The following is a 22,213-nucleotide window of genomic DNA, read 5'->3' as shown; positions in this document are numbered from 1 at the left end:
GATGACGCCTTCGCGGGCAAGCCTCGCTCCTACAGGGATTTGGGTGATCTGGAGGGTGGGTTTACAACCCCACCACATCCTCAGCCTGCAAACCCTTCTCCCCCGTCACAACGCCGTACTCGACCTGCTGGCCTTCAGTCAGCGAACGATGCCCCTCACCGCGAATCGCGCGGTAATGCACGAACACGTCCACCCCGTCCTCGCGCTGGATGAAGCCATAGCCCTTGGCGTCGTTGAACCACTTCACGTTGCCGGTTTCGCGTGTTGCCATTTGTTCATACTCCCTTTTTATTATTGATCGGGCTTTTCGCAGGAAAGCCTCGGGAACGTCAGCCTGCGCATACCGGTCCCATGAGGGTGACGGCGACAGTGCGCCGAGTATATGTCAGACATTTAATCTCTCAATAGCACTTTGATTGCCGCTTTTTTGCCGATTTTCAGTGAATCCGGCACACTATCGACCGCCCGAGCAAACGCTCGGTTTATTCCACTCACGCAGAAGCCGTATGACCCGTTCCCCGTTCCGCCGTCTTGTGTTTGGCACCCTGCGCCGACTGCTCTATCTCTGGGTTCGCTCGGAGACGATCAATCAGTCGTCGTTCACCCTCAACCTCGACCGCAGCCGTCCGGTGTTCTACGTCCTGCAAAACCCTTCGCTGACCGACCTCGCCGTGGTCGACACCGAATGCAGCAAGGCGGGCCTGCCGCGCCCGGTGCTGCCGGTGTCTGTCGGCAATCTGCTGGAACCTGCCGCGTTCTTTTACCTGACACCGGAGCCCGACTGGCTCGGTCGCCAGGACAAACGCGGCGCGCCACCGACCCTGACCCGACTGGTCAGCGCCCTGAGCCAGAACGCTGCCGAAGACGCGCAGATCATTCCGGTCAGCGTGTTCTGGGGCCAGTCGCCGGACAGCGAATCGAGTCCATGGAAACTGCTGTTCGCCGATAGCTGGGCGGTTACCGGGCGCCTGCGCCGCTTGCTGAGCATCATCGTGCTGGGGCGCAAGACCCGCGTGCAATTCTCCGCGCCGATTCACCTGCGCGAACTGATCGAGCACGACAAGGGCCACGAGCGCACCGTGCGCATGGCCCAACGGATTCTGCGGGTGCACTTCCGCAACCTCAAAGCCGCGGTGATCGGCCCGGACATTTCCCACCGTCGCAACCTGGTAAAAGGCCTGCTCAACCAGCCGCTGGTCAAGCAAGCGATCCTCGACGAAGCCGAACGCGAGAATATCTCCCCGGAGAAAGCCAAGGCCCAGGCCCTGCGCTACGGCAACGAGATCGCCTCGGACTACACCTACACCGCGATACGCTTCATGGAAGTGGTGCTGAGCTGGTTCTGGAACAAGATCTACGACGGCATCAAGGTCAACAACATCGAAGGCGTGCAGAAGGTCGCCCCGGGTTACGAAGTGATCTATGTGCCGTGCCACCGTAGCCATATCGACTACCTGCTGCTGTCCTATCTGCTGTTTCGCAACGGCCTGACCCCGCCGCACATTGCCGCCGGGATCAACCTCAACATGCCGGGGATCGGTGGCCTGCTGCGTCGTGGCGGCGCATTCTTCATGCGCCGTACCTTCAAGGGCAACCCGCTGTACACCTCGGTGTTCAACGAATACCTGCACACCCTGTTCACCAAAGGTTTTCCGGTCGAGTATTTCGTCGAAGGCGGCCGTTCGCGCACCGGGCGCATGCTGCAACCGAAAACCGGGATGCTCGCGATCACACTGCGCAGCTTCCTGCGCTCCTCGCGCATGCCCATCGTGTTCGTGCCGGTGTACATCGGTTATGAACGCGTGCTGGAAGGCCGGACTTACCTCGGCGAACTGCGTGGCGCGAGCAAGAAGAAAGAATCGATCTTCGACATCTTCAAAGTCATCGGCGCCCTGAAGCAGCGTTTCGGCCAGGTGGCGGTGAACTTCGGCGAGCCGATCAAACTGGCGGAATTCCTCGACAACGAACAGCCAGACTGGCGTCAACAGGAACTCGGCCCGCAGTTCAAACCGGCCTGGCTCAACGAAACCACCAACCGCCTCGGCGAGAAAGTCGCGCAGCACCTGAACGAAGCGGCAGCGATCAACCCGGTCAACCTCGTGGCGTTGGCATTGCTGTCCACCAGTCGTTTGGCACTGGACGATCGCGCCATGGCGCGGGTGCTGGATCTGTATCTGGCGCTGCTGCGCAAGGTTCCGTACTCGCCGCACACCACGCTGCCGGAAGGTGATGGTCGCGCGTTGATCGAGCATGTGAAGGACATGGACCTGCTGTCCGAACAGAGCGATGCGCTGGGCAAGATTTTGTACCTGGACGAGCAAAACGCCGTCCTGATGACTTACTACCGCAACAACGTGCTGCACATTTTCGCGTTGCCGGCGTTGCTCGCGAGTTTCTTCCAGAGTGCGTCGCGCATGAGCCGCGAGCAGATCCTGCGCTACACCCGCGCACTGTATCCGTACCTGCAATCGGAGCTGTTCATTCGCTGGTCGCTGGACGAACTGGATGCCGTGATCGATCAATGGCTCGAAGCGTTCGTCGAGCAAGGCCTGCTGCGTTTCGAGAACGACGTTTACCTGCGCCCGGCACCAAGCTCGCGGCATTTCGTGTTGCTGACGCTGCTGTCGAAGAGCATCGCCCAGACCTTGCAGCGCTTCTACATGACGGTTTCCCTGCTGCTCAACAGCGGCCAGAACAGCATCAGCGCCGAAGAACTGGAAGACCTGTGCACGGTCATGGCCCAGCGCCTGTCGATCCTGCATGGCCTGAACGCGCCGGAATTTTTCGACAAGAGCCTGTTCCGCCACTTCATCCAGACGATGCTCGACCTCGACGTGCTCAAGCGTGACGAGGCCGGCAAGCTGAGCTATCACGAACTGCTCGGCGAACTGGCCGAAGGTGCGGCGAAACGGGTGTTGTCGGCGGAGATCCGCTTGTCGATCCGTCAGGTGGCGTTGCATCGCAGCGAAGATGCGGCGGAGTTGGTCACGCCTGTTTGATCGCACGGCCCCCAAGGGTTCAGAAGCAAGGAAGCTTCCGATCCACGCTGACATCGATTCACCCCGCATAACAGGAATTGCCCTACATCCGGTTCAATAGCCTGAGCGATAGGCTGACTGCTCGTCATTTCCGACGAAAAATTTGATAAGGAAATCAAAATGAGCAGCGATACCTTAAAGAGCATCAGTGGCAAAGTGCACTACCTTCCAAGGATTGGGCTTTCGCCGAACTCCACACTTTATGTCAGCCTGCAAGATATCTCTCTGATAGACGGCCCCGGGAAAGAACTGGCCCGGCAAGTGACCCGGAATGCAGAAACCGAGGGGTTGAACTTTACCCTGACGTACAGGGCAGCGGACTTCATTCCCGGTCACACCTACGCAATTCGTGCATCTATCACAGACAATGACAGATTGGCCTTTACCACCACGCAACTTCACGAGGTGTTGCTGGATGTCGATTACTTGCAGCCACAGGAAGTTCTGGTCAGCCTCGTCAGTGAGCCGCTGTCAGTGTAATCGGCCTATCAGCGTCAAGACTTCCTAGCAACAAGTTGTTGGGCGATATTGCCGGCAAAATCCGCTAAATTGTCGTTGGCACCAGCCTTCTTCAGGTGCCAACGACAAGGATTGAATGCATGAAAAAACTTTCGCTTCTGGGACTGGCTGCTTTGCTCAGTGCCTGCCAAACCCCGCAACCCGCCGCCAAAACCAGCCTCGATGGCGAAGTCTTCTACCTGCAACGCATCGCCCTGCCGCCGACTGCCACCCTGAGCGTCAGCTTGCAGGACGTATCGCTGGCCGACGCTCCTGCCGTGGTGCTCGACGAGCAGAAAGGCCCGGTCAAAGGCCAGGTGCCACTGCCGTTCCATCTGAGTTACGATCCGGCCCAGGTCAAACCCGGCCATCGTTATTCCGTCAGCGCGCGAATCGAAGTGAATGGCCAACTGATGTTCATCACCACCGAACATCACGCCGTGCAACTGAATGGCAGCGACCCGCAGCCACTGAAAATTCGCGTCGACGCCGTCCGATAATTCTTTTTTTGCTCATTTTTTTCCGAACAAGGAAGCCGCCATGTTCCGCCCTACCCTTCGCTTCGCCGGCCTGTGTGCAGGTTTGATGATTTCCGCCAGTGCCATGGCGCTGTCACTCAGTGACTTGTCGCAAAAGGACGCTACCGGCGGCCTCAAGGATGCCCTGACCCAAGGCGCGCAACTGGCCGTGAAACAACTCGGCACGCCGGGCGGCTTCAGTAACAACCCGGACGTGAAGATCGAACTGCCGGGCAAACTGGGCAAGGTCGCCAGCAAAATGAAACAGTTCGGCATGGGCGATCAGGTCGATCAGCTGGAAACCAGCATGAACAAAGCGGCGGAAACGGCCGTGGTCCAGGCTCAGCCGATCCTCGTGGATGCCGTGAAGAAGATGACGGTCGACGATGCCAAGGGCATTCTCAGCGGCGGTAATGACTCCGCCACGCAATACCTGAACAAAACCAGCCGCGAACAGATCCGCGCCAAGTTCCTGCCGATCGTCAAACAAGCCACCGACCAGGTTGGCCTGGCCAAGCAGTACAACTCGTTCGCCGGACAAGCCGCGACCATGGGTGTGGTGGATGCGAAAAGCGCCAACATCGAAAGCTACGTGACCGAGCAGGCCCTGAACGGTTTGTTCGAGATGATCGGCAAACAGGAAGAAACCATTCGCCAGAACCCTGCGGCGGCGGCGACCAGTTTGGCGAAGAAGGTATTTGGTTCGCTCTAAGCCTCAACACAACGCCATTGTGGGAGCGAGACCGGCTTGCCGGTCTCGCTCCCACAATGATTCTGCGTATATCAGCTAGAACAGCTTGGTTGTCAGGCCGCCATCGCCGGCAAGCCGGCTCCTACAAAGGCGTGGTACATCCGCGAAAACAGGTCGGCTGTCAGGCCGCCATCGTCGGAACGCCGCCCGCAGCGAGCCGGCTCCTACAGGGGATCGGCGTACACTCGCTTCTCACCACTCATCAGGCCGAGCGTTAGCTCGCCTGCAGCTCTTGATCTTGATCCACCCGCCCCTTCGGGAGGCCGAGTGGAGGTTCTGCGCAGTGGGCAACCCGGCATGGATGCCGGGTTAGCCGCCCCCGGCCATGGATGGCCGATGGCGGCGGGCCCACGGAGCAGGACCGGAGCGAGGGTACGCCGAGCCTTAGCGAGGAGCCGGACGCCGGGGCGAGCCTTTTTGGGTACTTTTTTGGCGTTTGAAAAAAGTGCCTCGCCGTAAGGGCGAAACCATAAGCGGCCGTAACCGCAGAAATGGATATGTACTTAATAACCAAGAACCTGGTCGGCCCGAAGGCCGCCAAGACCACCCATCAAACCGTTTCTTTCTTGATGCGGAACCATGCCGCATACAGCGCCGGCAAAAACAGCAACGTCAACGCCGTCGCGACAATCAATCCGCCCATGATCGCCACCGCCATCGGCCCGAAGAACACGCTGCGGGACAGCGGGATCATCGCCAATACGGCGGCGAGCGCGGTCAGCACGATCGGCCGGAAACGACGCACCGTGGCTTCGATAATCGCCTGCCACGGTTTGAGCCCGGCGGCGATGTCCTGCTCGATCTGGTCTACCAGAATCACCGAGTTACGCATGATCATCCCGGACAGCGCGATGGTCCCGAGCATGGCCACGAAACCGAACGGCTGGCGGAACACCATCAGGAACAGGGTCACCCCGATCAATCCCAATGGCGCTGTAAGAAACACCATCACCGTGCGTGAGAAGCTTCGCAGTTGCAGCATCAACAACGTCAGCACCACAACGATGAACAGCGGCACACCGGCCTTCACCGAATTCTGCCCACGGGCGGAATCTTCCACGGTGCCGCCGACTTCCAGCAAGTAGCCGTCAGGCAGTTCCGCGCGGATCGGATCGAGCGTCGGCATGATCTGCTGCACCAGCGTCGCCGGTTGTTCCTTGCCATAGATATCGGCGCGGACCGTCACGTTCGGCAAGCGGTTGCGGTGCCAGATGATGCCTTCTTCAAAACCGTATTCCAGCGTCGCGATCTGCGACAACGCCACGCTGCGACCGTTGTCGGTCGGCACCGCCAGGCTCGGCAGCAACGACAGTTCAGTGCGCTCATGCAACGTGCCGCGCAGCAGGATTTCGATCAACTCGTTGTCTTCGCGGTACTGACTGACGCTGGAACCGGTCAGCGAGCTTTGCAGAAACTTCGACAGATTCGCGGTGCTCACGCCGAGCGCGCGGGCGCGGTCCTGATCGACATTCAGATAAACCACTTTGCTCGGTTCTTCCCAGTCCAGGTGGACGTTGGCCACATGGGGATTCTCGCGAACCTTGGCCGCCACTTTTCGAGCCAGGGCGCGGACGTCCTCGATGTGTTCGCCGGTGACCCGGAACTGCACCGGATAGCCCACTGGCGGGCCGTTTTCCAGACGCGTCACCCGCGAACGCAGGGCCGGGAATTGCTCGTTGAGGGTTTCGATCAGCCAGGTGCGCAGGGTTTCACGGTCCTCGATGGTCTTGGCCAGGACAACAAACTGGGCGAAGCTCGCCGCAGGAAGTTGTTGATCCAGCGGTAGGTAAAAGCGCGGCGAACCGGTACCGACGTAGGCCACGTAATTATCAATGCCGGCGTGATCCTTCAGTAAACCTTCAAGGCGTTTAACCTCGTCGGCGGTGTTGCTCAGCGAAGCGCCTTCGGCCAGTTTCAGATCGACCATCAACTCCAGTCGTCCCGAGGCCGGGAAGAACTGCTGCGGTACAAAACGGAACAACACGATGGAGGCGATAAACAACACCACTGTCAGCGTGATCACCGTTTTGCGCCAGCGCACGCACCACTCCACCAGGCGTCGGACACGTTCATAAAAAGGCGTGGCGTACGGATCAGGCTGACCAATGCCGTGTTTCGCTGCATGAATCTTCGCCAGGTCCGGCAGGAGTTTTTCCCCCAGGTACGGCACGAAAACCACGGCGGCAATCCACGACGCCAGCAGCGCGATGGTCACTACCTGGAAGATCGAACGCGTGTACTCGCCAGTACCCGATTGCGCAGTGGCAATCGGCAGGAAACCGGCGGCAGTGATCAGCGTGCCGGTGAGCATCGGGAACGCGGTGCTGGTCCAGGCGTAACTCGCGGCTTTGATCCGGTCAAAGCCCTGCTCCATTTTGATCGCCATCATTTCCACGGCGATGATCGCGTCGTCCACCAGCAAGCCCAACGCCAGCACCAGCGCGCCAAGGGAAATCTTGTGCAGGCCGATGCCCAGGTAATACATGCAGGCGAAGGTCATCGCCAACACCAGCGGAATCGCCAGCGCCACCACCATGCCGGTGCGTACGCCGAGGGAGAAGAAGCTCACCAACAGGACGATGGCCAGGGCTTCCACCAACACTTGGACAAACTCACCGACACCGGTTTTCACGGCGGCGGGTTGATCGGAAACCTTGCGCAGCTGCATGCCGGCCGGAAGGTTTTTCTGGATCCTGGCGAACTCGATTTCCAGCGCCTTGCCCAGCACCAGAATGTCGCCGCCGTCCTTCATCGCGACAGCCAGACCGATGGCGTCTTCGGCCATGAAGCGCATGCGCGGCGCCGGAGGATCGTTGAAGCCACGACGCACGTCCGCGACATCGGAGATACGGAACGTGCGATCACCGACGCGAATCGGGAAGTTCCTGATCTCTTCGACCGTCTGAAAATTCCCCGAAACCCGTAGCTGCAATCGCTCACTGGTGGTTTCAAAGAAACCGGCCGTGGACATCGCGTTCTGCTCTTCAAGCGCCTGCTGCACCGCTGCCAACGGTAAACCGAGGGTGGCGAGCTTGACGTTGGAGAGTTCGATCCAGACCTTCTCGTCCTGCAACCCGAGCAGGTCGACCTTGCCCACATCCTTGACCCGTTGCAGCTGAATCTGGATGCGGTCGGCGTAGTCCTTGAGCACCGCGTAATCAAAACCGTCGCCGGTCAGCGCGTAGATGTTGCCGAAGGTGGTGCCGAATTCATCGTTGAAGAACGGGCCCTGAATGCCCGGTGGCAAGGTATGACGAATGTCGCCAATCTTCTTGCGGACCTGGTACCAGAGATCCGGAATTTCCACCGAGTGCATGGAGTCACGCGCAACGAACGTCACCTGGGATTCACCCGGTCGAGAGAACGACACGATGCGCTCGTACTCGCCGGTTTCCATCAGCTTCTTTTCAATGCGTTCGCTGACCTGGCGCGACACTTCCTCGGCGGTGGCCCCCGGCCAGTTGGTGCGGATCACCATGGCCTTGAAGGTGAACGGCGGGTCTTCGCTCTGGCCCAGCTTGGTGTAGGAAAGTGCGCCGACGATGGCCAGCAACAGCATCAGGAACAGTACGATCTGGCGGTTACGCAACGCCCATTCGGAAAGATTGAAACCCATCGGGGATTACTCCTTGCCCGCTAGATTGACCACGCGGTTGGAGCGATCCACCGGGCGCACTTGCTGCCCGTCGTGAAGCACATGCACACCGGCCGCCACCACCCAGTCACTGGCGTTCAGGCCTTCGAGCACCGGCACGGTTTTCTCGCCGAACGGGCCAACCCGGACCGGCGCTTTCTTCAGGGTGTTGTTGGCGCTGAGCACCCACACGTAGGTGGCACCGTTTTCGGCGGTAACCGCCGAGAGCGGTACCGACAGCGCCACGACATCGGCAGTCTGGATAAACACCCGGGCGCTCTGGCCGAGCTCGGCCGGAACCTTGCCGGCGGTAAACGCAATGCGGGCGGCGAAGGTGCGGGATTTCGGGTCGGCGGCGGGCGACAACTCACGGATGCGCCCGGCAAAACGCTGATCAGGTTGCGTCCAGAGCTCCACCGACACCGGCTGCCCGACCTTGAAACGACCGAAGCTCTGTTCCGGCAGGCTGATCAACACTTCGCGCTCGCCATCGGTGGCGAGGGTAAACACGGTTTGACCAGCGGCGACGACTTGCCCGACTTCCACCGCACGCTTGGCCACGACGCCGTCCTGCGGCGCACGCAACACGGCGTAGCTGGCCTGGTTGGTCGAGACGTTGAATTCGGCCTTGATCTGCTTCAGGCGCGCTTCACCGGATCTGTATAGGTTTTCGGAATTGTCGTACTGCGAGCGGCTGACCATCTGACGATCCATCAGGGTCTTGTAGCGATCGCGCTCGGCACGTACGAGATTGAGATTGGCTTCGGCAGCCGCGACCTGAGCGCGGGTGGCTTCCAGTTGCAGGCGGACGTCCTGGGGATCGAGTTCGGCCAGCGGTTGATCGGCCTTGACCCGCTGCCCTTCTTCGACCAGTCGTCGGCTGACTTTGCCGCCAATGCGAAACGCCAAATCCGGCTCGTAGCGAGCACGGACTTCACCGGGATAGCTTTCCATCGCCTGTGCCGAAGGCTCTGGCTGCACCACCATGGCCGGTCGGACGGTGACTTGCGGTGCCTCTTCGTGACCACACGCAGACAATAAAAGCGCCAGACTGACTGGCAATGCGAGGGGCAAGGCATAGCGGAACATGGTGAAGGACCTTTCGCTAATGGTGCTTGGAATAATTATACTGACCAGTATGTTATTAATAGCAAACTCACCAGTCCAGTATTAAAAGCGAATAATGCCGAACAACTTTTCAGCACCCAATGGTCCGGGCCGCCCCAAGGATCTGGCCAAACGCCAGGCAATCCTCGATGCGGCGAAAATCCTGTTCCTGAGCAATGGCTATGCGAGCACCAGCATGGACGCCGTCGCGGCCGAAGCTGGCGTGTCGAAGCTGACCGTCTACAGCCATTTCAACGACAAGGAGACACTGTTCTCCGCCGCCGTTGTCGCCAAATGCGAAGAACAATTGCCTACGCTGTTTTTCGAATTGCCTGACGGCATTTCAGTGGAAACGGTGCTGTTGAATATCGCGCGCGGCTTTCATCACCTGATCAACAGCGATGAATCGGTGAACCTGCACCGGTTGATGATGACGCTGGGCAGCCAGGACCCGAAACTCTCGCAGATCTTCTTCGAGGCCGGGCCAGAGCGCATGCTGCATGGCATGGAACGGCTGCTGACCAAGGTTGATCAGAGCGGTATGTTGAGCATCGACAAGCCACGTAACGCGGCCGAGCATTTCTTTTGCCTGCTCAAGGGCGCGGGGAATTTTCGGTTGTTGTATGGCTGTGGCGAACCGTTGACCGGGGATGCGGCGGAGGAACATGTGCGGGAAGTGGTGGAGTTGTTTATGCGGGCTTATCGTCCCTAGTCAGCCTGATAGATTGATATCGTTCTAACGGACGCCTTCGTGGGCAAGCCTCGCTCCTACAAAGACACCGCCGGCCCTGTAGGAGCGAGGCTTGCCCGCGAAGGGCGCGACGCGGTCTTAAGGCTTGAGCGCCTTCTTCGGATAAATGTCATACCGACTGGATTTCCCGTCCAGCGCATGACTCGGCTTCGGCCCGGCAATGCACGGTGCCTTGCGCGGACGCTTCACCACCACCCGGTGGCTGGCCAATGCCAACGCCGCTTCGAGCAACGCCGGTGCATCCGGGTCATCCCCCACCAACGGCCGGAACAGGCGCATTTCCTTCTTCACCAGCGCAGTTTTCTCACGATGGGGAAACATCGGGTCGAGGTAGATGACCTGCGGCGGCTCGCCTTCCCAGTTGCGCATGACGTCGATCGAGTTGCCCTTGAGCAATCGCATGCGCGCCACAATCGACGCCACGTCGAAATCTTCCGCGCCGCGTGCCAGGCCATCCTCAAGCAAGGCACCAATCAGCGGCTGACGTTCGATCAGACTCATCTCACAACCCAGGCTCGCCAGCACGAATGCGTCCTTGCCCAGCCCCGCCGTGGCGTCCAGCACCCGCGGACGCACGCCTTGGGCGATGCCGACCGCCTTGGCGATCATCTGACCGGTGCCACCGCCGAACAAGCGGCGATGGGCAGCACCGCCCTCGACGAAGTCCACCCGCACCGGTCCCGGTGCGTCCGGGCCGAGCTGTTGCAGTTGCAAACCCTGTTCACCCACCTGCAAGGCAAATTCGCCGTCATCGACCTGCAAAGGCAGGCCCAGGCGGTCGGCCCATTGCTCGGCCTGTGGCTGAAACGCCGCGCTCAGGGCCTCGACATGGATGCGGCAAGCCGCCGGTTGCTCAATCATGGGAAAACACGCTCAAAAAATTAATGATCGGCAAAAACGGCCGATAACAAAACTAACGAGCATTTTGCCAGAGCTGAGCGTCGACCGAGAGAAATGTCAGACATTCAACGCACATCGATAGGTTACATCTCGCCCCACGGCGATTTTGGCCTGCGAAACTCCCAAGCACTGAGCGGCGTCAGTCACCTGTGGCAGGATTTCTTTGCCCAGGCCCTGGCCGATCAGTCGGGCGATGTCGTGCCGGCGTCTCTCAACTTTCCACCGGTCGATCTCGAAAGCCCGGAAGAACCCACGGTTGGCAGCGAACTGCTGGCGCACATCGTTTCCCAGCGTGAATGCGATGTGAAGGAAACCCAGGTCAAGCCACCCGAGCCGCTGTTCCTGCCGATCGCCGAGTTCGAAATGGACCTGGCCGACAAACCATTCCCACCGTTCCCACCGGAAGAAATCGCTGCCCAGCAAAAGCAGCAGAACTTCGAAAGTGGCTGGGTTCGCCCGATCGTACTGACGGCGGGGCAACCCGTGCCAGAAGCCGGCCCGGCACCGCAACCACGTCCACTGCACCTGCCGATCGCCGAATTCGAAATGGACCTGCTGGACAAACCATTCCCGCCGTTCCCGCCGGAAGAGCTGGCGGAACAACAGAAAAACTTCGATTTTGATATCGGCTGGGCGCGCCCGATCGTGTTGCAGAACCTGCGCATCGCCGCCTGACCCTCAGCGACACCCCCCACCTCACGCAGCCGCATCAGCTTGTAGCGGGTGAGCGATCACCCGCAAAAACCGCGTTGTCAGCCTTTGAACAATTGATTGACCTGTGCGTACGGCATCGACCGCGAGGTAAAGCCGAACGTGCCCGAGGTCTTGATCTCTTCGGCTGCGCGGTAGAATTCGCCAAGCGCTGCCAGCGCGAGCGCCGAACCGACGCTGATGCGCTTGACGCCCATTTCGCTCAACTGCTCGACCGTCAGTTTCAACCCGCCGGACATCAACACATTGACCGGTTTCGGCGCCACGGCGCGCACCACCGCCAACACGTCTTCAGCACTGCGCAATCCCGGCGCATAGAGCACATCGGCGCCCGCTTCGGCAAAGGCCTGCAAGCGGCGAATGGTGTCGTCCAGATCGGGATTGCCATGCAGAAAATTCTCGGCCCGGGCCGTCAGCGTAAACGGGAACGGCAAACTGCGGGCGGCGGCGACGGCGGCTTCGATTCGCGCCACTGCATGCTCGAAGCAGTAAATCGGCGCGTCTGCACGTCCCGTGGCGTCTTCGATCGAACCACCGACAGCGCCTGCTGCAGCGGCTCGCAGAATGCTTTGGGCGCATTCGGCGGGATCGTCGGCAAAACCGTTTTCCAGATCGACCGCAACCGGCAGGTCCGTCGCCGCGACAATCGCCCGAACGTTCGCCAGGGTATCGTCCAGCGTCAGCCCGCCATCGGGTCGCCCCTGGGAAAAGGCAAAACCGGCACTGGTGGTCGCCAGCGCCTCGAAGCCCAGGTTGGCGAGCATTTTCGCCGAGCCGGCGTCCCACGGGTTGGGAATGACAAAAGCCCCGGCGCGTTCATGCAGTGCTTTGAAGGCTTGGGCTCGAAGGGTTTGCGCATCCATTGGCAGGCTCCTGAAAAAGGCAGGGAATCCGCCTCAGAGCAGGCCAAGTTGCTCGGCGGCGGGCTCTCTGTATAGCTCAGGCAGCGGCGGCAAGCCAGGCAAACGCAGCATCAGCTTTGCGTGAAAACGTTGCGCCAGTTTCGCCGCCAGCAGGTTGTCGGCGGTGTGCAGGAAGATATACGGCGTGCGCCCCTCTTCGATCCACAAGGCGATTTTCTCGACCCAGGGCACCAGGAACGGGTCGTTGGCTTCCAGTTGCGGATGGCCGATGAAGCGCACTTGCGGGAATTGCGTGAAGGCCGCCGGACGGGGCGGAACCCTGGGTTTCTTCGATTGGGCGTGGAGCACCGAAGGATCGGTGGACGTGCAACTGAACAACGCCCGCGGATCGAGGCAGATACGTTCGACACCGCGATCCAGCAGCAGGCGATTGAGCGAGCGCTCGGCCTCACCCTTGGCGAAGAAATCGTCATGCCGCACTTCGATGGCCAGCGGCCGGTCCACTGCGTCGATAAAACCCGCCAGCTCGTGCAATCGTTGCGGCGTGAAGCTTTTCGACAACTGCAACCACAGCGGCGACACCCGCTCGCCCAAAGGGCTGAGCAATTGCAGGAAGGTTTCAGTGGCGGTCAATTGTTCGCGCAGGTCACCGCCGTGGCTGATGTCGCCGGGGAATTTGGCGGTGAAGCGAAAGTGTTCGGGCATGGTCTCGGCCCAACGCTGCACGGTGCTGGCAGCCGGGCTCGCGTAGAAGGTCGTGTTGCCTTCCACGGCGTTGAATACTTGAGAATACAGATTGAGAAATTCGGAGGTTTTCGCGTCTTGCGGATAAAGGTAATCGCGCCAGGCGTTTTCACTCCAGGACGGGCAGCCGAGGTAGTAAGGCAGCCGCATCAGATATACAGGTCGAGACCCATCACATCCGAATCCCAATCGACAAAATTGGCGGTGCTGAGGTAGCTGGCCAGGGCCATCGCGACGCTTTTGCTCATGGCGCGGTGGTAAATCATGTCTTGTTGGCGCGCCGGCAGATTGCTCAGGCGCTGCGCGGAGGCTTTGGCAGCGCGGGCGGCCATTTGCTCTTCCGAAGGGAATTCCAGCTCGCCTTCGATATCGACGGAATCGTCCTCAACCACATGCCCTTTGCGAGGCTTGCGCTTGATGGGGTAGGACTGAGAGGAAAGGCCGTCTATGCGCATAATGTCATGCTCGGTATCAGTGATGGCAGTTTAGTGGCGCATAGCCCACTTCGCAAACCGCCTGGTGATAACTAGAACACAGAATTGCGAAAAGGTTTAAAGGCGGGGGGATAAAACGACGATTGGTTACATCCCCTAAATCGCCTTCGCGGGCAAGCCTCGCTCCTACAGGGGCCGCGCAAACCCTGTAGGAGCGAGGCTTGCCCGCGAACGGAACAACTCGGTGTCGCTGATTAACGCGCTTTCGGCGTCGCAACCTTGTCCCGCAGATAAACCGGCTGCGCCTCGTCTGCCACAATCGCTTCACCCCGTTCCCAGGCAAATCGCGCCAGGGTCAGCAGGTCTTCGGCGTGAGGCAGCATGCCCGCGTCCTGACCGCTCAGGCTGACGGCGATGCGTTCGGCATAACCCCAACCGGTGCCGGCGCCAAACCAGTCACCACTGGCATCCGCCGGCAACGCCGCCACTTCCGGCGGCAATACGGCTTCGTTGCCGACCAGACGCATCTCACCTGCCGTTTCGCGGTAGCAGCCCCAATACACTTCGTCCATGCGCGCATCGATGGCGGCCGCGACCTGGCTCACACCGTGTTCGCGATACGCCCGCTGCGCCAGCACCGCCAGGTTCGACACCGGCAGGACCGGGCGATCCAGGGCAAACGCCAGGCCCTGTACCACGCCGATGGCGATACGCACGCCAGTGAATGCGCCCGGCCCACGGCCAAAAGCGATGGCATCGACCGCTTGCAAGGTGGTCCCGGCGTCGGCGAGCAATTGCTGGATCATCGGCAACAGCTTCTGCGCATGCAGGCGCGGGATCACCTCGTAATGGCTCGTCACTTTGCCGTCATGCAGCAAGGCAACGGAGCAAGCTTCAGTCGCGGTGTCCAGGGCCAGCAAGGTGCTCATCGATGTTTCCGTAAGAGAGGTCAGAAAAAGTGCGCCAGTATAAACAACTACGGCCCGCAAGCGGGCCGTAGAAGATGAAGCGGTTCAGACTTTTCAGCTCAGCGCTTCAAGCACCTTGCCGGTGATCGCTTCAACCGAACCGACGCCAGCAATGTGGCTGTACTTCGGTTTGCCTTGAGCCGCCGACAGCTTCTGGTAGAAATCCACCAGTGGCTTGGTCTGCGAGTGGTAGACCGACAGGCGATGACGCACGGTTTCTTCAGTGTCGTCCTTGCGCTGCACCAGATCTTCACCGGTGATGTCGTCTTTACCAGCAACTTTTGGCGGGTTGTAGACGGTGTGGTACACGCGGCCGCTGGCCTCGTGAACACGACGACCAGCAATACGCTGAACGATTTCTTCGTCATCGACCGCGATTTCGACCACGTGGTCCAGCTCGACGCCGGCCTTCACCAGGGCTTCAGCCTGAGGAATGGTGCGCGGGAAACCGTCGAACAGGAAACCGTTGGCGCAATCCGCCTGGCTGATGCGTTCCTTGACCAGATTGATGATCAGGTCATCGGAAACCAGGCCACCGCTGTCCATGACGCTCTTGGCGATCAGGCCCAGCTCGGTGCCGGCCTTGACCGCAGCACGCAGCATGTCGCCGGTGGAGATTTGCGGGATGCCGAACTTTTCGGTGATGAACTTAGCCTGAGTACCTTTACCGGCCCCGGGAGCTCCCAGCAGAATGACGCGCATCGATGTGCTCCTCAATTTTTATATAGATAACAAAGGATTCGCCTCGTGGGGCCAATCTCAAAACAGGGTCGTGACCGCCCAAACGGCCAAAGGCTGATCAAGATACACAGCAGATCCTACGCACACAAGCCGTCGAAAGTCGGAGAAACCCGCGCCTTGCGTGACCTTGCGACGGGGTACCCCAAGTCGCAACCCCATCATTAAGTGTCGCCTTGCAGCACTTTCCAACCTCGCGCAAACCGGCACTCGACGCCCGCGTCGAGTGCCCGAACCCACGACGAAAACCTTAGCCGGTATTTCGCAAACCGGCGGCAATCCCCGCCACAGACACCAGCAACGCCTGTTCTACCGGGCTGCCCTGCGCCACTTCCTGCAGGCGCGAACGTGCCAGCAACTCGGCCTGCAATAGATGAAGCGGGTCGAGGTAGGTGTTACGCAAGCGGATGAATTCGAGGGTAGCTGGGCTATGTGCCAGTAGCTGCGACTGACCGGTCAACCCCAGAACAATCGAACACGCCTGCGACAATAGGTCGCGTAAGTGCGCACCCAAAGGCAGCAGATCCGGCTCGACCAGCCGCTCATCGTAGGAGCGGGCGATATCCGCGTCGGCCTTGGCCAGGACCATCTCCAGCATATCGATGCGCGTGCGGAAGAACGGCCACTGCTCGCGCATTTGCCCCAGCAGCTCGCCTTCGCCCCGCGCCAGCGCCTTGCTTAACGCGGCTTCCCAGCCGAGCCAGGCCGGCAACATCAAGCGGGTCTGGGTCCAACCGAAGATCCACGGGATCGCCCGCAGGCTTTCGATCCCGCCGGCGCGGCGCTTGGCCGGGCGACTGCCCAGTGGCAGGCGCCCCAACTCCTGCTCCGGGGTGGACTGGCGGAAATACTCGACGAATTGCGGATTTTCCCGCACCACGGCGCGGTAAGCACTGACACCATCTGCCGCCAATTCGTCCATCAAATGACGCCAGGCGGGTTGCGGTGGTGGCGGTGGCAACAACGTCGCCTCCAGCACCGCCGCCAGGTACAGGTTGAGGTTTTGCTCGGCGATGTCCGGCAGGCCGAATTTGAAACGAATCATTTCCCCCTGCTCGGTGGTGCGGAAACGCCCCGCCACCGACCCCGGCGGCTGCGACAGAATCGCCGCGTGCGCCGGACCGCCACCACGCCCCACGGTGCCACCGCGACCGTGGAACAACAGCAGTTCCACTTGCTGCTCGCGGCAGATGTCGACCAGACGTTCCTGCGCCCGATATTGCGCCCAGGCCGCCGCCGTGGTGCCGGCGTCCTTGGCCGAGTCGGAATAACCGATCATCACTTCCTGCGGCCCTTGCAGGCGCGCGCGATAACCCGGCAGCAGCAACAGTTTTTCAATCACCGGGCCGGCGTTATCAAGGTCGGCAAGGGTTTCGAACAGCGGCACCACACGCATCGGCCGCAATACACCAGATTCTTTGAGCAACAGTTGCACAGCCAGCACGTCGGAAGCGGCGCCGGCCATGGAGATCACGTAGGAACCAAGCGAAGCGCCCGGTGCGGCGGCGATTTCCCGGCACGTGGCAAGCACTTCAGCGGTGTCGGCGGAGGGTTTGAAATACGCCGGCAACAACGGCCGACGGTTATTCAACTCGCGCATCAGGAAGGCGATGCGCTCCTCTTCGCTCCAGTCTTCGTAGCGCCCAAGGCCGAGGTAATCGGTGATTTCCGTCATCGCCGCCGTGTGACGGGACGAGTCCTGGCGCACATCGAGGCGCACCAGGAACAAGCCGAAGGTCACCGCACGACGCAGGCAATCGAGTAGCGGTCCATCAGCGATCACGCCCATGCCGCACTCATGCAGCGACTGGTAGCAGAGCTCCAGCGGGTCGAGCAAATCGCGGTTGTTTTGCAGCACATCGGCGGGGGCCGGCGTGGCTGTCGTCAAGGAAGTGTGGGCCCAGCTTCGAGTGGCGCGCAGGCGTTCACGCAGTTGTTTAAGGACGGCACGATAGGGTTCGGCGCTGTCGCCGGCCTTGGCTTTCAGCGCGTCGCTGGCCTGTTGCATCGACAGCTCGGCGGCGAGGTGATCGACATCGCGCACGTACAGATCGGCGGCCATCCAGCGTGCCAGCAGCAACACCTCACGGGTCACGGCAGCCGTGACGTTGGGGTTGCCATCGCGGTCGCCGCCCATCCACGAAGCAAAGCGAATCGGCGCGGCTTCCAGCGGCAAATGCAGGCCGGTGGCGTCATACAGAGCCTTATCAGCCTTGCGCAAATAGTTCGGGATCGCTTGCCACAGCGAATGCTCGATCACCGCGAAACCCCATTTGGCTTCGTCCACCGGGGTCGGGCGGGTGCGACGGATTTCTTCGGTGTGCCAGGCTTCGGCGATCAGGCGCTGCAATTTCGATTGAATCTGCTCGCGCTCGGCGCTGGTCAGGTCGCGGTGATCCTGAGCGGCAAGTTGCGCGGCGATGGCGTCGTACTTCTGGATCAGCGTGCGGCGCGCGACTTCGGTCGGGTGCGCAGTCAACACCAGTTCGATTTCCAGGCGCCCCAACTGTCGTGCCAGGGATTCGGCCGCATGACCTTCGGCCAGCAGGCGCGTTAGCAACTCCGGCAACACGCGCGCCTCGAACGGCGCGGGTTGGGATTCTTCGCGGCGATGGATCAGTTGATATTGCTCGGCGATGTTGGCCAGGTTGAGAAACTGGTTGAACGCCCGCGCCACCGGCAGCAACTCGTCTTCGCTCAGTTGATTGAGGCTGGCGCTCAGTTCGGCGTCCATCGAACCGCGACGGTCGGCCTTGGCGCCTTTGCGGATCTGCTCGATCTTGTCGAGAAAATCGTCCCCGTACTGTTCACGAATGGTATTGCCCAACAGCTCACCCAACAGGTGAACATCCTCGCGCAAGCGTGCATCAATATCGGTCATCAGCCGTTCTCCAGCGAAAAATCCGGGGTGCCTTGTGGTTCAAGAGTGCCGCCGTAAAGCGCTTCTTACAAGCACACGACGAAGGGACTTTAAACCCCGGGCACGCAAGCTAGTCTGAAGAGTAAGCCGCACAACGGCTTTCGCCGGCCATGGCCGGACACTTACCCGGCCTGCTACGAACAGGCGTGCCATGAGGTTTTTATGAAAATCCGCGAGCTTGCCCATCATTGGGAAGAAAACGCCAAGGGTCGCCTGACCGACACCGGCTACTCGATTCATCTGGATGTGGAGGCCGCCGCGCGCTTGGCGGCGATCATCGAGATGTACCCCAAGCGGCACCCTGAAGAACTGCTCGGCGAGTTGATCGGCGCGGCGCTCGAAGAGCTGGAAAAGAGCTTCCCGTACGTGAAAGGCTCGACCATCGTGGCCACCGACGAAGAAGGCGATCCGCTGTACGAAGACATCGGCCCGACCCCGCGTTTTCTCGCGTTGTCCCGGCGGCATTTGCACGATTTGTCGTCTGGTGAGGACAAGCAGAAGCACTGAATTCACCGCAGAACCTGTGGGAGCGAGCTTGCTCGCGATAGCGGTGTGTCAGGCGACATCAATGTTGAATGTTAAGCCGCCATCGCGAGCAGGCTCGCTCCCACATTTGACCTGCGTGACTTTCAACAATTGCGTGTTTCCGCCCTTGGAATACCCCCCTCCTATCGCCAAAGTTCCCGATTTAGAGCCTTGTCCGTTCGGTCAAAGTTTTTTCGGGCGACAGGCCATATTCTCTGAACTTTTAAAAAATGCCTCGGGTCGTAACCAGTAACCACGCCTGGGACGGCCGTTTCAAAACGCTTCGGAAATTGATGGTTGCGGCTCCTTGCCCAGGATGGATGTTCAGTTTTTCAGGAGTTATTCCAATGGAGTTGAAGACCATGAAGATCAACACTGCCAAGCCCGCTTCCACCCCCCTGCGCAGCCTGAAACTGGCCGCCCTGGCCATCGGCAGCAGCTTCGTTCTGGCTGGTTGCGCCGGTAACCCGCCGACCGAGCAATACGCCGTGACCCAATCAGCCGTAAACAGCGCCGTCAGCGCGGGCGGCACCGAATTCTCGGCGGTTGAGATGAAGTCCGCCCAGGACAAGCTCAAACAAGCCGAAATCGCGATGCACGACAAAAAGTACGACGAAGCCCGAGTGCTCGCCGAACAGGCCGAGTGGGACGCGCGCGTCGCCGAACGCAAAGCCCAGGCGATCAAAGCCGAACAGGCGGTGAAGGACTCTCGGATAGGGGTTCAGGAACTGCGTCAGGAAAGCCGGCGCACCGTGCAATAAGCGCCGCCACGACGTACTTCTTACTCGACTTAAAAGGACGATACCCACATGCGCAATCAATTGATGATCCCTGCCCTGCTGGCCGCAAGCGTAGCTCTGGCTGCCTGCTCGACGCCGCCTAACGCGAACCTTGAACAGGCCCGAACCAACTACAGCGGCCTGCAAGCCAACCCGCAGGCGAGCAAAGTCGCGGCACTGGAAACCAAGGACGCCAGCGATTACCTGGACAAGGCCGACAAGGCTTATCTGGACAAGCGAGACGCGAATGAGGTCGATCAACTGGCCTACTTGACCAATCAGCGTGTTGAAGTGGCGAAGCAAACCATCGCCCTGCGCACCGCTGAAGCCAATCTGAAGAATGCTGCCGCACAGCGCGCCCAGGCGCGTCTGGATGCTCGCGACGCGCAGATCAAACAGTTGCAGGACAGCCTGAACGCCAAGCAGACCGATCGCGGTACGCTGGTAACCTTTGGTGATGTGTTGTTCGCAACCGACCGTGCCGACCTGAAGTCCAGCGGCCTGGCGAACATCAACAAACTGGCGCAGTTCCTTCAGGAAAACCCGGACCGCAAGGTGATCGTCGAAGGCTACACCGACAGCACCGGCACGGCGTCGCACAACCAGTCGCTGTCCGAGCGTCGCGCCGGTTCCGTGCGTACGGCACTGGTGAAAATGGGCGTTGATCCTGCGCGCATCGTTGCCCAGGGTTATGGCAAGGAATACCCGGTTGCTGAAAACGGCGACGCTTCGGGTCGAGCCATGAACCGCCGTGTAGAAGTGACCATTTCCAACGACAACCAGCCGGTGATCCCGCGTTCGGCGGTGAGTGCCAACTAAGCTTCATGCCTGAACGCAAAAGCCCCGCCTGATCTGATCAGGCGGGGCTTTTTGTTTTCGCGGTTTGGCAGAACACCGCGTCGCGTCCATCGCCAGCAAGCCGGCTCCTACAGGATCAACGCAAACCTGTAGGAGCCGGCTTGCTGGCGATGAAGGCAACGCGGTCTGTGTGATTTAACCGCGTTACAGTTACTGCTCCAGCTTTTGCGGGGTTTCCTGGCCCATGCAGCGCACGGCTTTTTTCTTGTTGTTGACCAATACGCCGGTCAGGCCTTTCTGTTCAGTGTCGAACATCACCAGCACGCCATCGATGCACTGGGCCACTTGTGGAGCCGGTTCCAGGGAGACTTTGTAATCTTCGCCCGGCACGGTCTTGAGCATGGTGAAGTCGCTGAGCAGCAGCGCATCTTCGGGTTTGGCGAAGTGCAGGTAACCGTAGTACCACAAGGCCCCGACGGTGCCGAGGATGCTGCAGATACCGGTGATGATCAGCGGGATGGCGTTACGTTCTTCACTCATTGCGGACTCTCTGGTGGTTCATCTTCTGAATTCGGGGGTGCCGGGTAGTTGGGAATTTCACCCAAGCGGCGCAGGCCATTGAAATGCTGCGGGTCATCAAGGTATCGCAGCATGACCTTGCGCCAGACCGGGTCGGCGAACGTCTGCACATGACCGCCACGGGTCAGTTGCAGCACTCGCGGCGGCGGCGCAGCTTGATACAGACGGATGCCGTTGGAAAGGGGCACGATCGGATCGTCGATGCTGTGATAGATCAGTTTCGGTACGCCGTTGAGCTGCGTCATCGAGTGGATCGCACTGTCACCGTCCGGCACCAGCCACGAAAGCGGCACCTGGAACGCCCACGTCAGCCAGGAATTGCTCAGGGCGAATTGGCCGATGCTGCGATAACTGGCGGGCACGCCATCGAGGACGAAGGCCTTGAGTTGTTTCTGGCGTTCGGGATGCTGAACCAGGTAATGCACGGCCATTGAGCCGCCCAGACTTTGCCCGAGCAGGATCAACGGTTTGCCTTTGACCTCCGGCGCCTGGTCGAGCCATTTGAACGCGGCGTCGATGTCCTGATAGATCGCCGGCAAACTCGGTTCGCCTTCGGACAAACCGTAACCGCGATAATCGATCAGCAGCACTTGATAGCCTTCCTTCGGCAACCACCAGCTACCGCCCAGATGCATCGGCAGATTGCCGCCGTTGCCGTGCAGGTGCAGCACCGTGCCTTTGACTTCGACGCCTTTTTTCGCCGGCAGCCACCAGCCGTGCAGCTTGAGGCCATCGGCCGTGGTGAGGGTGACGTCGCGGTATTCGAGTTTGGCTTTTTCCGGGGTGAACAGCTGTCCGGGCTCGGGGTAGAACAGCAAAGAGCTGCACCCGCCGAGGGTTAGAAGCAGGAAGAGGATGCCGAGGATTCTCATCCGTTGAAACCTCGCTTTTAGGATTGATAGCAAGTCCTGTAGGAGCGAGGCTTGCCCGCGAAGGCGGAATAACATTCAACAGGCA

General features: G+C 60.2%; 21 protein-coding genes. 9 read left to right on the top strand and 12 right to left on the bottom strand.

The genetic code is table 11. The features are described from left to right. Positions 1 to 61 precede the first annotated feature (61 nt). Positions 62 to 271, bottom strand: coding sequence for a cold-shock protein (locus tag KGA97_RS24125; protein ID WP_008035470.1), 210 nt, complete (start codon positions 269 to 271; stop codon positions 62 to 64). Between the two features lie 235 nt (positions 272 to 506). On the opposite strand from KGA97_RS24125, the gene plsB reads away from it, so the two are divergent. The 4 genes from plsB (at position 507) to KGA97_RS24105 (ending at position 4,766) form a co-directional block, all read left to right on the top strand. Next, positions 507 to 2,999 (top strand): glycerol-3-phosphate 1-O-acyltransferase PlsB, encoded by a 2,493-nt coding sequence (plsB, locus tag KGA97_RS24120; protein WP_223481647.1) that lies wholly within the window; start codon positions 507 to 509, stop codon positions 2,997 to 2,999. 159 nt (positions 3,000 to 3,158) lie between these two features. Further along, a complete protein-coding gene (locus KGA97_RS24115) occupies positions 3,159 to 3,518 on the top strand; it encodes a YbaY family lipoprotein (protein ID WP_223481646.1) in 360 nt (119 codons plus the stop codon). A gap of 119 nt (positions 3,519 to 3,637) precedes the next feature. Beyond that, on the top strand, positions 3,638 to 4,036 hold the full coding sequence (locus tag KGA97_RS24110) for a YbaY family lipoprotein (RefSeq protein WP_223453191.1): 399 nt from the start codon (positions 3,638 to 3,640) through the stop codon (positions 4,034 to 4,036). A 40-nt stretch (positions 4,037 to 4,076) separates the two neighbouring features. Continuing rightward, complete coding sequence (locus KGA97_RS24105; RefSeq protein ID WP_008039365.1) at positions 4,077 to 4,766, top strand: DUF4197 domain-containing protein; 690 nt, start codon at positions 4,077 to 4,079, stop codon at positions 4,764 to 4,766. Positions 4,767 to 5,355: 589 nt separating this feature from the next. Here KGA97_RS24105 and KGA97_RS24100 read toward each other — a convergent pair. Then, positions 5,356 to 8,421 carry an efflux RND transporter permease subunit gene (locus KGA97_RS24100; RefSeq protein ID WP_192228486.1) on the bottom strand — a complete coding sequence of 1,022 codons (3,066 nt, stop codon included), beginning with the start codon at positions 8,419 to 8,421 and terminating at the stop codon, positions 5,356 to 5,358. Between the two features lie 6 nt (positions 8,422 to 8,427). Then, positions 8,428 to 9,528, bottom strand: a complete 1,101-nt coding sequence (locus tag KGA97_RS24095; protein WP_192417898.1) for an efflux RND transporter periplasmic adaptor subunit — start codon at positions 9,526 to 9,528, stop codon at positions 8,428 to 8,430. A gap of 94 nt (positions 9,529 to 9,622) precedes the next feature. On the opposite strand from KGA97_RS24095, the gene KGA97_RS24090 reads away from it, so the two are divergent. Further along, positions 9,623 to 10,258 (top strand): TetR/AcrR family transcriptional regulator, encoded by a 636-nt coding sequence (locus tag KGA97_RS24090; RefSeq protein ID WP_223481645.1) that lies wholly within the window; start codon positions 9,623 to 9,625, stop codon positions 10,256 to 10,258. 117 nt (positions 10,259 to 10,375) lie between these two features. On the opposite strand, the gene KGA97_RS24085 is transcribed toward KGA97_RS24090, so the two are convergent. Beyond that, a complete protein-coding gene (locus KGA97_RS24085) occupies positions 10,376 to 11,158 on the bottom strand; it encodes a class I SAM-dependent methyltransferase (RefSeq protein ID WP_263288066.1) in 783 nt (260 codons plus the stop codon). A 93-nt stretch (positions 11,159 to 11,251) separates the two neighbouring features. Here KGA97_RS24085 and KGA97_RS24080 point away from each other — a divergent pair, with 93 nt between their 5' ends. Continuing rightward, positions 11,252 to 11,872 (top strand): hypothetical protein, encoded by a 621-nt coding sequence (locus tag KGA97_RS24080; protein WP_008035487.1) that lies wholly within the window; start codon positions 11,252 to 11,254, stop codon positions 11,870 to 11,872. Between the two features lie 77 nt (positions 11,873 to 11,949). On the opposite strand, the gene KGA97_RS24075 is transcribed toward KGA97_RS24080, so the two are convergent. From KGA97_RS24075 to ppc, 6 genes are all read right to left on the bottom strand, one after another. Further along, a complete protein-coding gene (locus KGA97_RS24075; RefSeq protein WP_223481644.1) occupies positions 11,950 to 12,771 on the bottom strand; it encodes an oxaloacetate decarboxylase in 822 nt (273 codons plus the stop codon). Between the two features lie 33 nt (positions 12,772 to 12,804). Further along, a complete protein-coding gene (locus KGA97_RS24070) occupies positions 12,805 to 13,665 on the bottom strand; it encodes a DUF72 domain-containing protein (RefSeq protein ID WP_008039350.1) in 861 nt (286 codons plus the stop codon). Continuing rightward, positions 13,665 to 13,970, bottom strand: a complete 306-nt coding sequence (locus tag KGA97_RS24065; protein WP_008035498.1) for a hypothetical protein — start codon at positions 13,968 to 13,970, stop codon at positions 13,665 to 13,667. The genes KGA97_RS24070 and KGA97_RS24065 overlap by 1 nt, the downstream gene beginning before the upstream one ends. 233 nt (positions 13,971 to 14,203) lie before the next feature. Further along, positions 14,204 to 14,878, bottom strand: coding sequence for a tRNA (adenosine(37)-N6)-threonylcarbamoyltransferase complex dimerization subunit type 1 TsaB (gene tsaB, locus KGA97_RS24060; RefSeq protein ID WP_192228483.1), 675 nt, complete (start codon positions 14,876 to 14,878; stop codon positions 14,204 to 14,206). Positions 14,879 to 14,971: 93 nt separating this feature from the next. Further along, entirely contained in the window at positions 14,972 to 15,619 is a 648-nt protein-coding gene (gene adk / locus KGA97_RS24055) for an adenylate kinase (protein WP_008039344.1), read from the bottom strand. A 286-nt stretch (positions 15,620 to 15,905) separates the two neighbouring features. Next, on the bottom strand, positions 15,906 to 18,536 hold the full coding sequence (gene ppc / locus KGA97_RS24050; RefSeq protein WP_008039342.1) for a phosphoenolpyruvate carboxylase: 2,631 nt from the start codon (positions 18,534 to 18,536) through the stop codon (positions 15,906 to 15,908). A 201-nt stretch (positions 18,537 to 18,737) separates the two neighbouring features. Here ppc and KGA97_RS24045 point away from each other — a divergent pair, with 201 nt between their 5' ends. From KGA97_RS24045 to KGA97_RS24035, 3 genes are all read left to right on the top strand, one after another. Continuing rightward, positions 18,738 to 19,082, top strand: a complete 345-nt coding sequence (locus KGA97_RS24045) for a hypothetical protein (protein ID WP_008024664.1) — start codon at positions 18,738 to 18,740, stop codon at positions 19,080 to 19,082. A gap of 365 nt (positions 19,083 to 19,447) precedes the next feature. After that, the gene (locus KGA97_RS24040) at positions 19,448 to 19,861 is read left to right on the top strand and encodes a DUF4398 domain-containing protein (RefSeq protein WP_192228481.1); all 414 of its coding nucleotides are present in this window, start codon (positions 19,448 to 19,450) and stop codon (positions 19,859 to 19,861) included. 48 nt (positions 19,862 to 19,909) lie between these two features. Further along, positions 19,910 to 20,698: an OmpA family protein gene (locus tag KGA97_RS24035; protein ID WP_008039336.1), complete on the top strand. Its 789-nt coding sequence runs from the start codon at positions 19,910 to 19,912 to the stop codon at positions 20,696 to 20,698. Positions 20,699 to 20,887: 189 nt separating this feature from the next. Here the strand turns inward: KGA97_RS24035 and KGA97_RS24030 are convergent, their stop codons facing one another. Next, the gene (locus KGA97_RS24030; RefSeq protein WP_008039335.1) at positions 20,888 to 21,217 is read right to left on the bottom strand and encodes a hypothetical protein; all 330 of its coding nucleotides are present in this window, start codon (positions 21,215 to 21,217) and stop codon (positions 20,888 to 20,890) included. Beyond that, positions 21,214 to 22,128, bottom strand: coding sequence for an alpha/beta hydrolase (locus KGA97_RS24025; RefSeq protein WP_008039334.1), 915 nt, complete (start codon positions 22,126 to 22,128; stop codon positions 21,214 to 21,216). Before KGA97_RS24025 ends, KGA97_RS24030 begins: the two co-directional genes overlap by 4 nt. Positions 22,129 to 22,213 lie beyond the last annotated feature (85 nt).

It is taken from the genome of Pseudomonas sp. BF-B-15, from assembly GCF_019946675.1.
Taxonomy (GTDB): domain Bacteria; phylum Pseudomonadota; class Gammaproteobacteria; order Pseudomonadales; family Pseudomonadaceae; genus Aquipseudomonas; species Aquipseudomonas migulae.
The sequence above is the reverse complement of the archived record's forward strand: the minus strand, read 5'-3'. Positions and strand labels throughout refer to the sequence as shown.

Excerpts from the sequence above, each read along its gene's own strand:
- KGA97_RS24045 (WP_008024664.1), top strand. The coding sequence starts at position 18,738 with ATGAAAATCCGCGAGCTTGCCCATCATTGGGAAGAAAACGCCAAGGGT.
- KGA97_RS24065 (WP_008035498.1), bottom strand. The coding sequence starts at position 13,970 with ATGCGCATAGACGGCCTTTCCTCTCAGTCCTACCCCATCAAGCGCAAG.
- KGA97_RS24085 (WP_263288066.1), bottom strand. The coding sequence starts at position 11,158 with ATGATTGAGCAACCGGCGGCTTGCCGCATCCATGTCGAGGCCCTGAGC.
- KGA97_RS24025 (WP_008039334.1), bottom strand. The coding sequence starts at position 22,128 with ATGAGAATCCTCGGCATCCTCTTCCTGCTTCTAACCCTCGGCGGGTGC.
- KGA97_RS24110 (WP_223453191.1), top strand. The coding sequence starts at position 3,638 with ATGAAAAAACTTTCGCTTCTGGGACTGGCTGCTTTGCTCAGTGCCTGC.
- adk (WP_008039344.1), bottom strand. The coding sequence starts at position 15,619 with ATGCGCGTCATTCTGCTGGGAGCTCCCGGGGCCGGTAAAGGTACTCAG.
- KGA97_RS24115 (WP_223481646.1), top strand. The coding sequence starts at position 3,159 with ATGAGCAGCGATACCTTAAAGAGCATCAGTGGCAAAGTGCACTACCTT.
- KGA97_RS24100 (WP_192228486.1), bottom strand. The coding sequence starts at position 8,421 with ATGGGTTTCAATCTTTCCGAATGGGCGTTGCGTAACCGCCAGATCGTA.
- KGA97_RS24105 (WP_008039365.1), top strand. The coding sequence starts at position 4,077 with ATGTTCCGCCCTACCCTTCGCTTCGCCGGCCTGTGTGCAGGTTTGATG.
- KGA97_RS24075 (WP_223481644.1), bottom strand. The coding sequence starts at position 12,771 with ATGGATGCGCAAACCCTTCGAGCCCAAGCCTTCAAAGCACTGCATGAA.
- KGA97_RS24080 (WP_008035487.1), top strand. The coding sequence starts at position 11,252 with ATGTCAGACATTCAACGCACATCGATAGGTTACATCTCGCCCCACGGC.
- ppc (WP_008039342.1), bottom strand. The coding sequence starts at position 18,536 with ATGACCGATATTGATGCACGCTTGCGCGAGGATGTTCACCTGTTGGGT.
- KGA97_RS24090 (WP_223481645.1), top strand. The coding sequence starts at position 9,623 with ATGCCGAACAACTTTTCAGCACCCAATGGTCCGGGCCGCCCCAAGGAT.
- KGA97_RS24125 (WP_008035470.1), bottom strand. The coding sequence starts at position 271 with ATGGCAACACGCGAAACCGGCAACGTGAAGTGGTTCAACGACGCCAAG.
- plsB (WP_223481647.1), top strand. The coding sequence starts at position 507 with ATGACCCGTTCCCCGTTCCGCCGTCTTGTGTTTGGCACCCTGCGCCGA.
- KGA97_RS24030 (WP_008039335.1), bottom strand. The coding sequence starts at position 21,217 with ATGAGTGAAGAACGTAACGCCATCCCGCTGATCATCACCGGTATCTGC.
- KGA97_RS24035 (WP_008039336.1), top strand. The coding sequence starts at position 19,910 with ATGCGCAATCAATTGATGATCCCTGCCCTGCTGGCCGCAAGCGTAGCT.
- KGA97_RS24040 (WP_192228481.1), top strand. The coding sequence starts at position 19,448 with ATGGAGTTGAAGACCATGAAGATCAACACTGCCAAGCCCGCTTCCACC.
- tsaB (WP_192228483.1), bottom strand. The coding sequence starts at position 14,878 with ATGAGCACCTTGCTGGCCCTGGACACCGCGACTGAAGCTTGCTCCGTT.
- KGA97_RS24070 (WP_008039350.1), bottom strand. The coding sequence starts at position 13,665 with ATGCGGCTGCCTTACTACCTCGGCTGCCCGTCCTGGAGTGAAAACGCC.
- KGA97_RS24095 (WP_192417898.1), bottom strand. The coding sequence starts at position 9,528 with ATGTTCCGCTATGCCTTGCCCCTCGCATTGCCAGTCAGTCTGGCGCTT.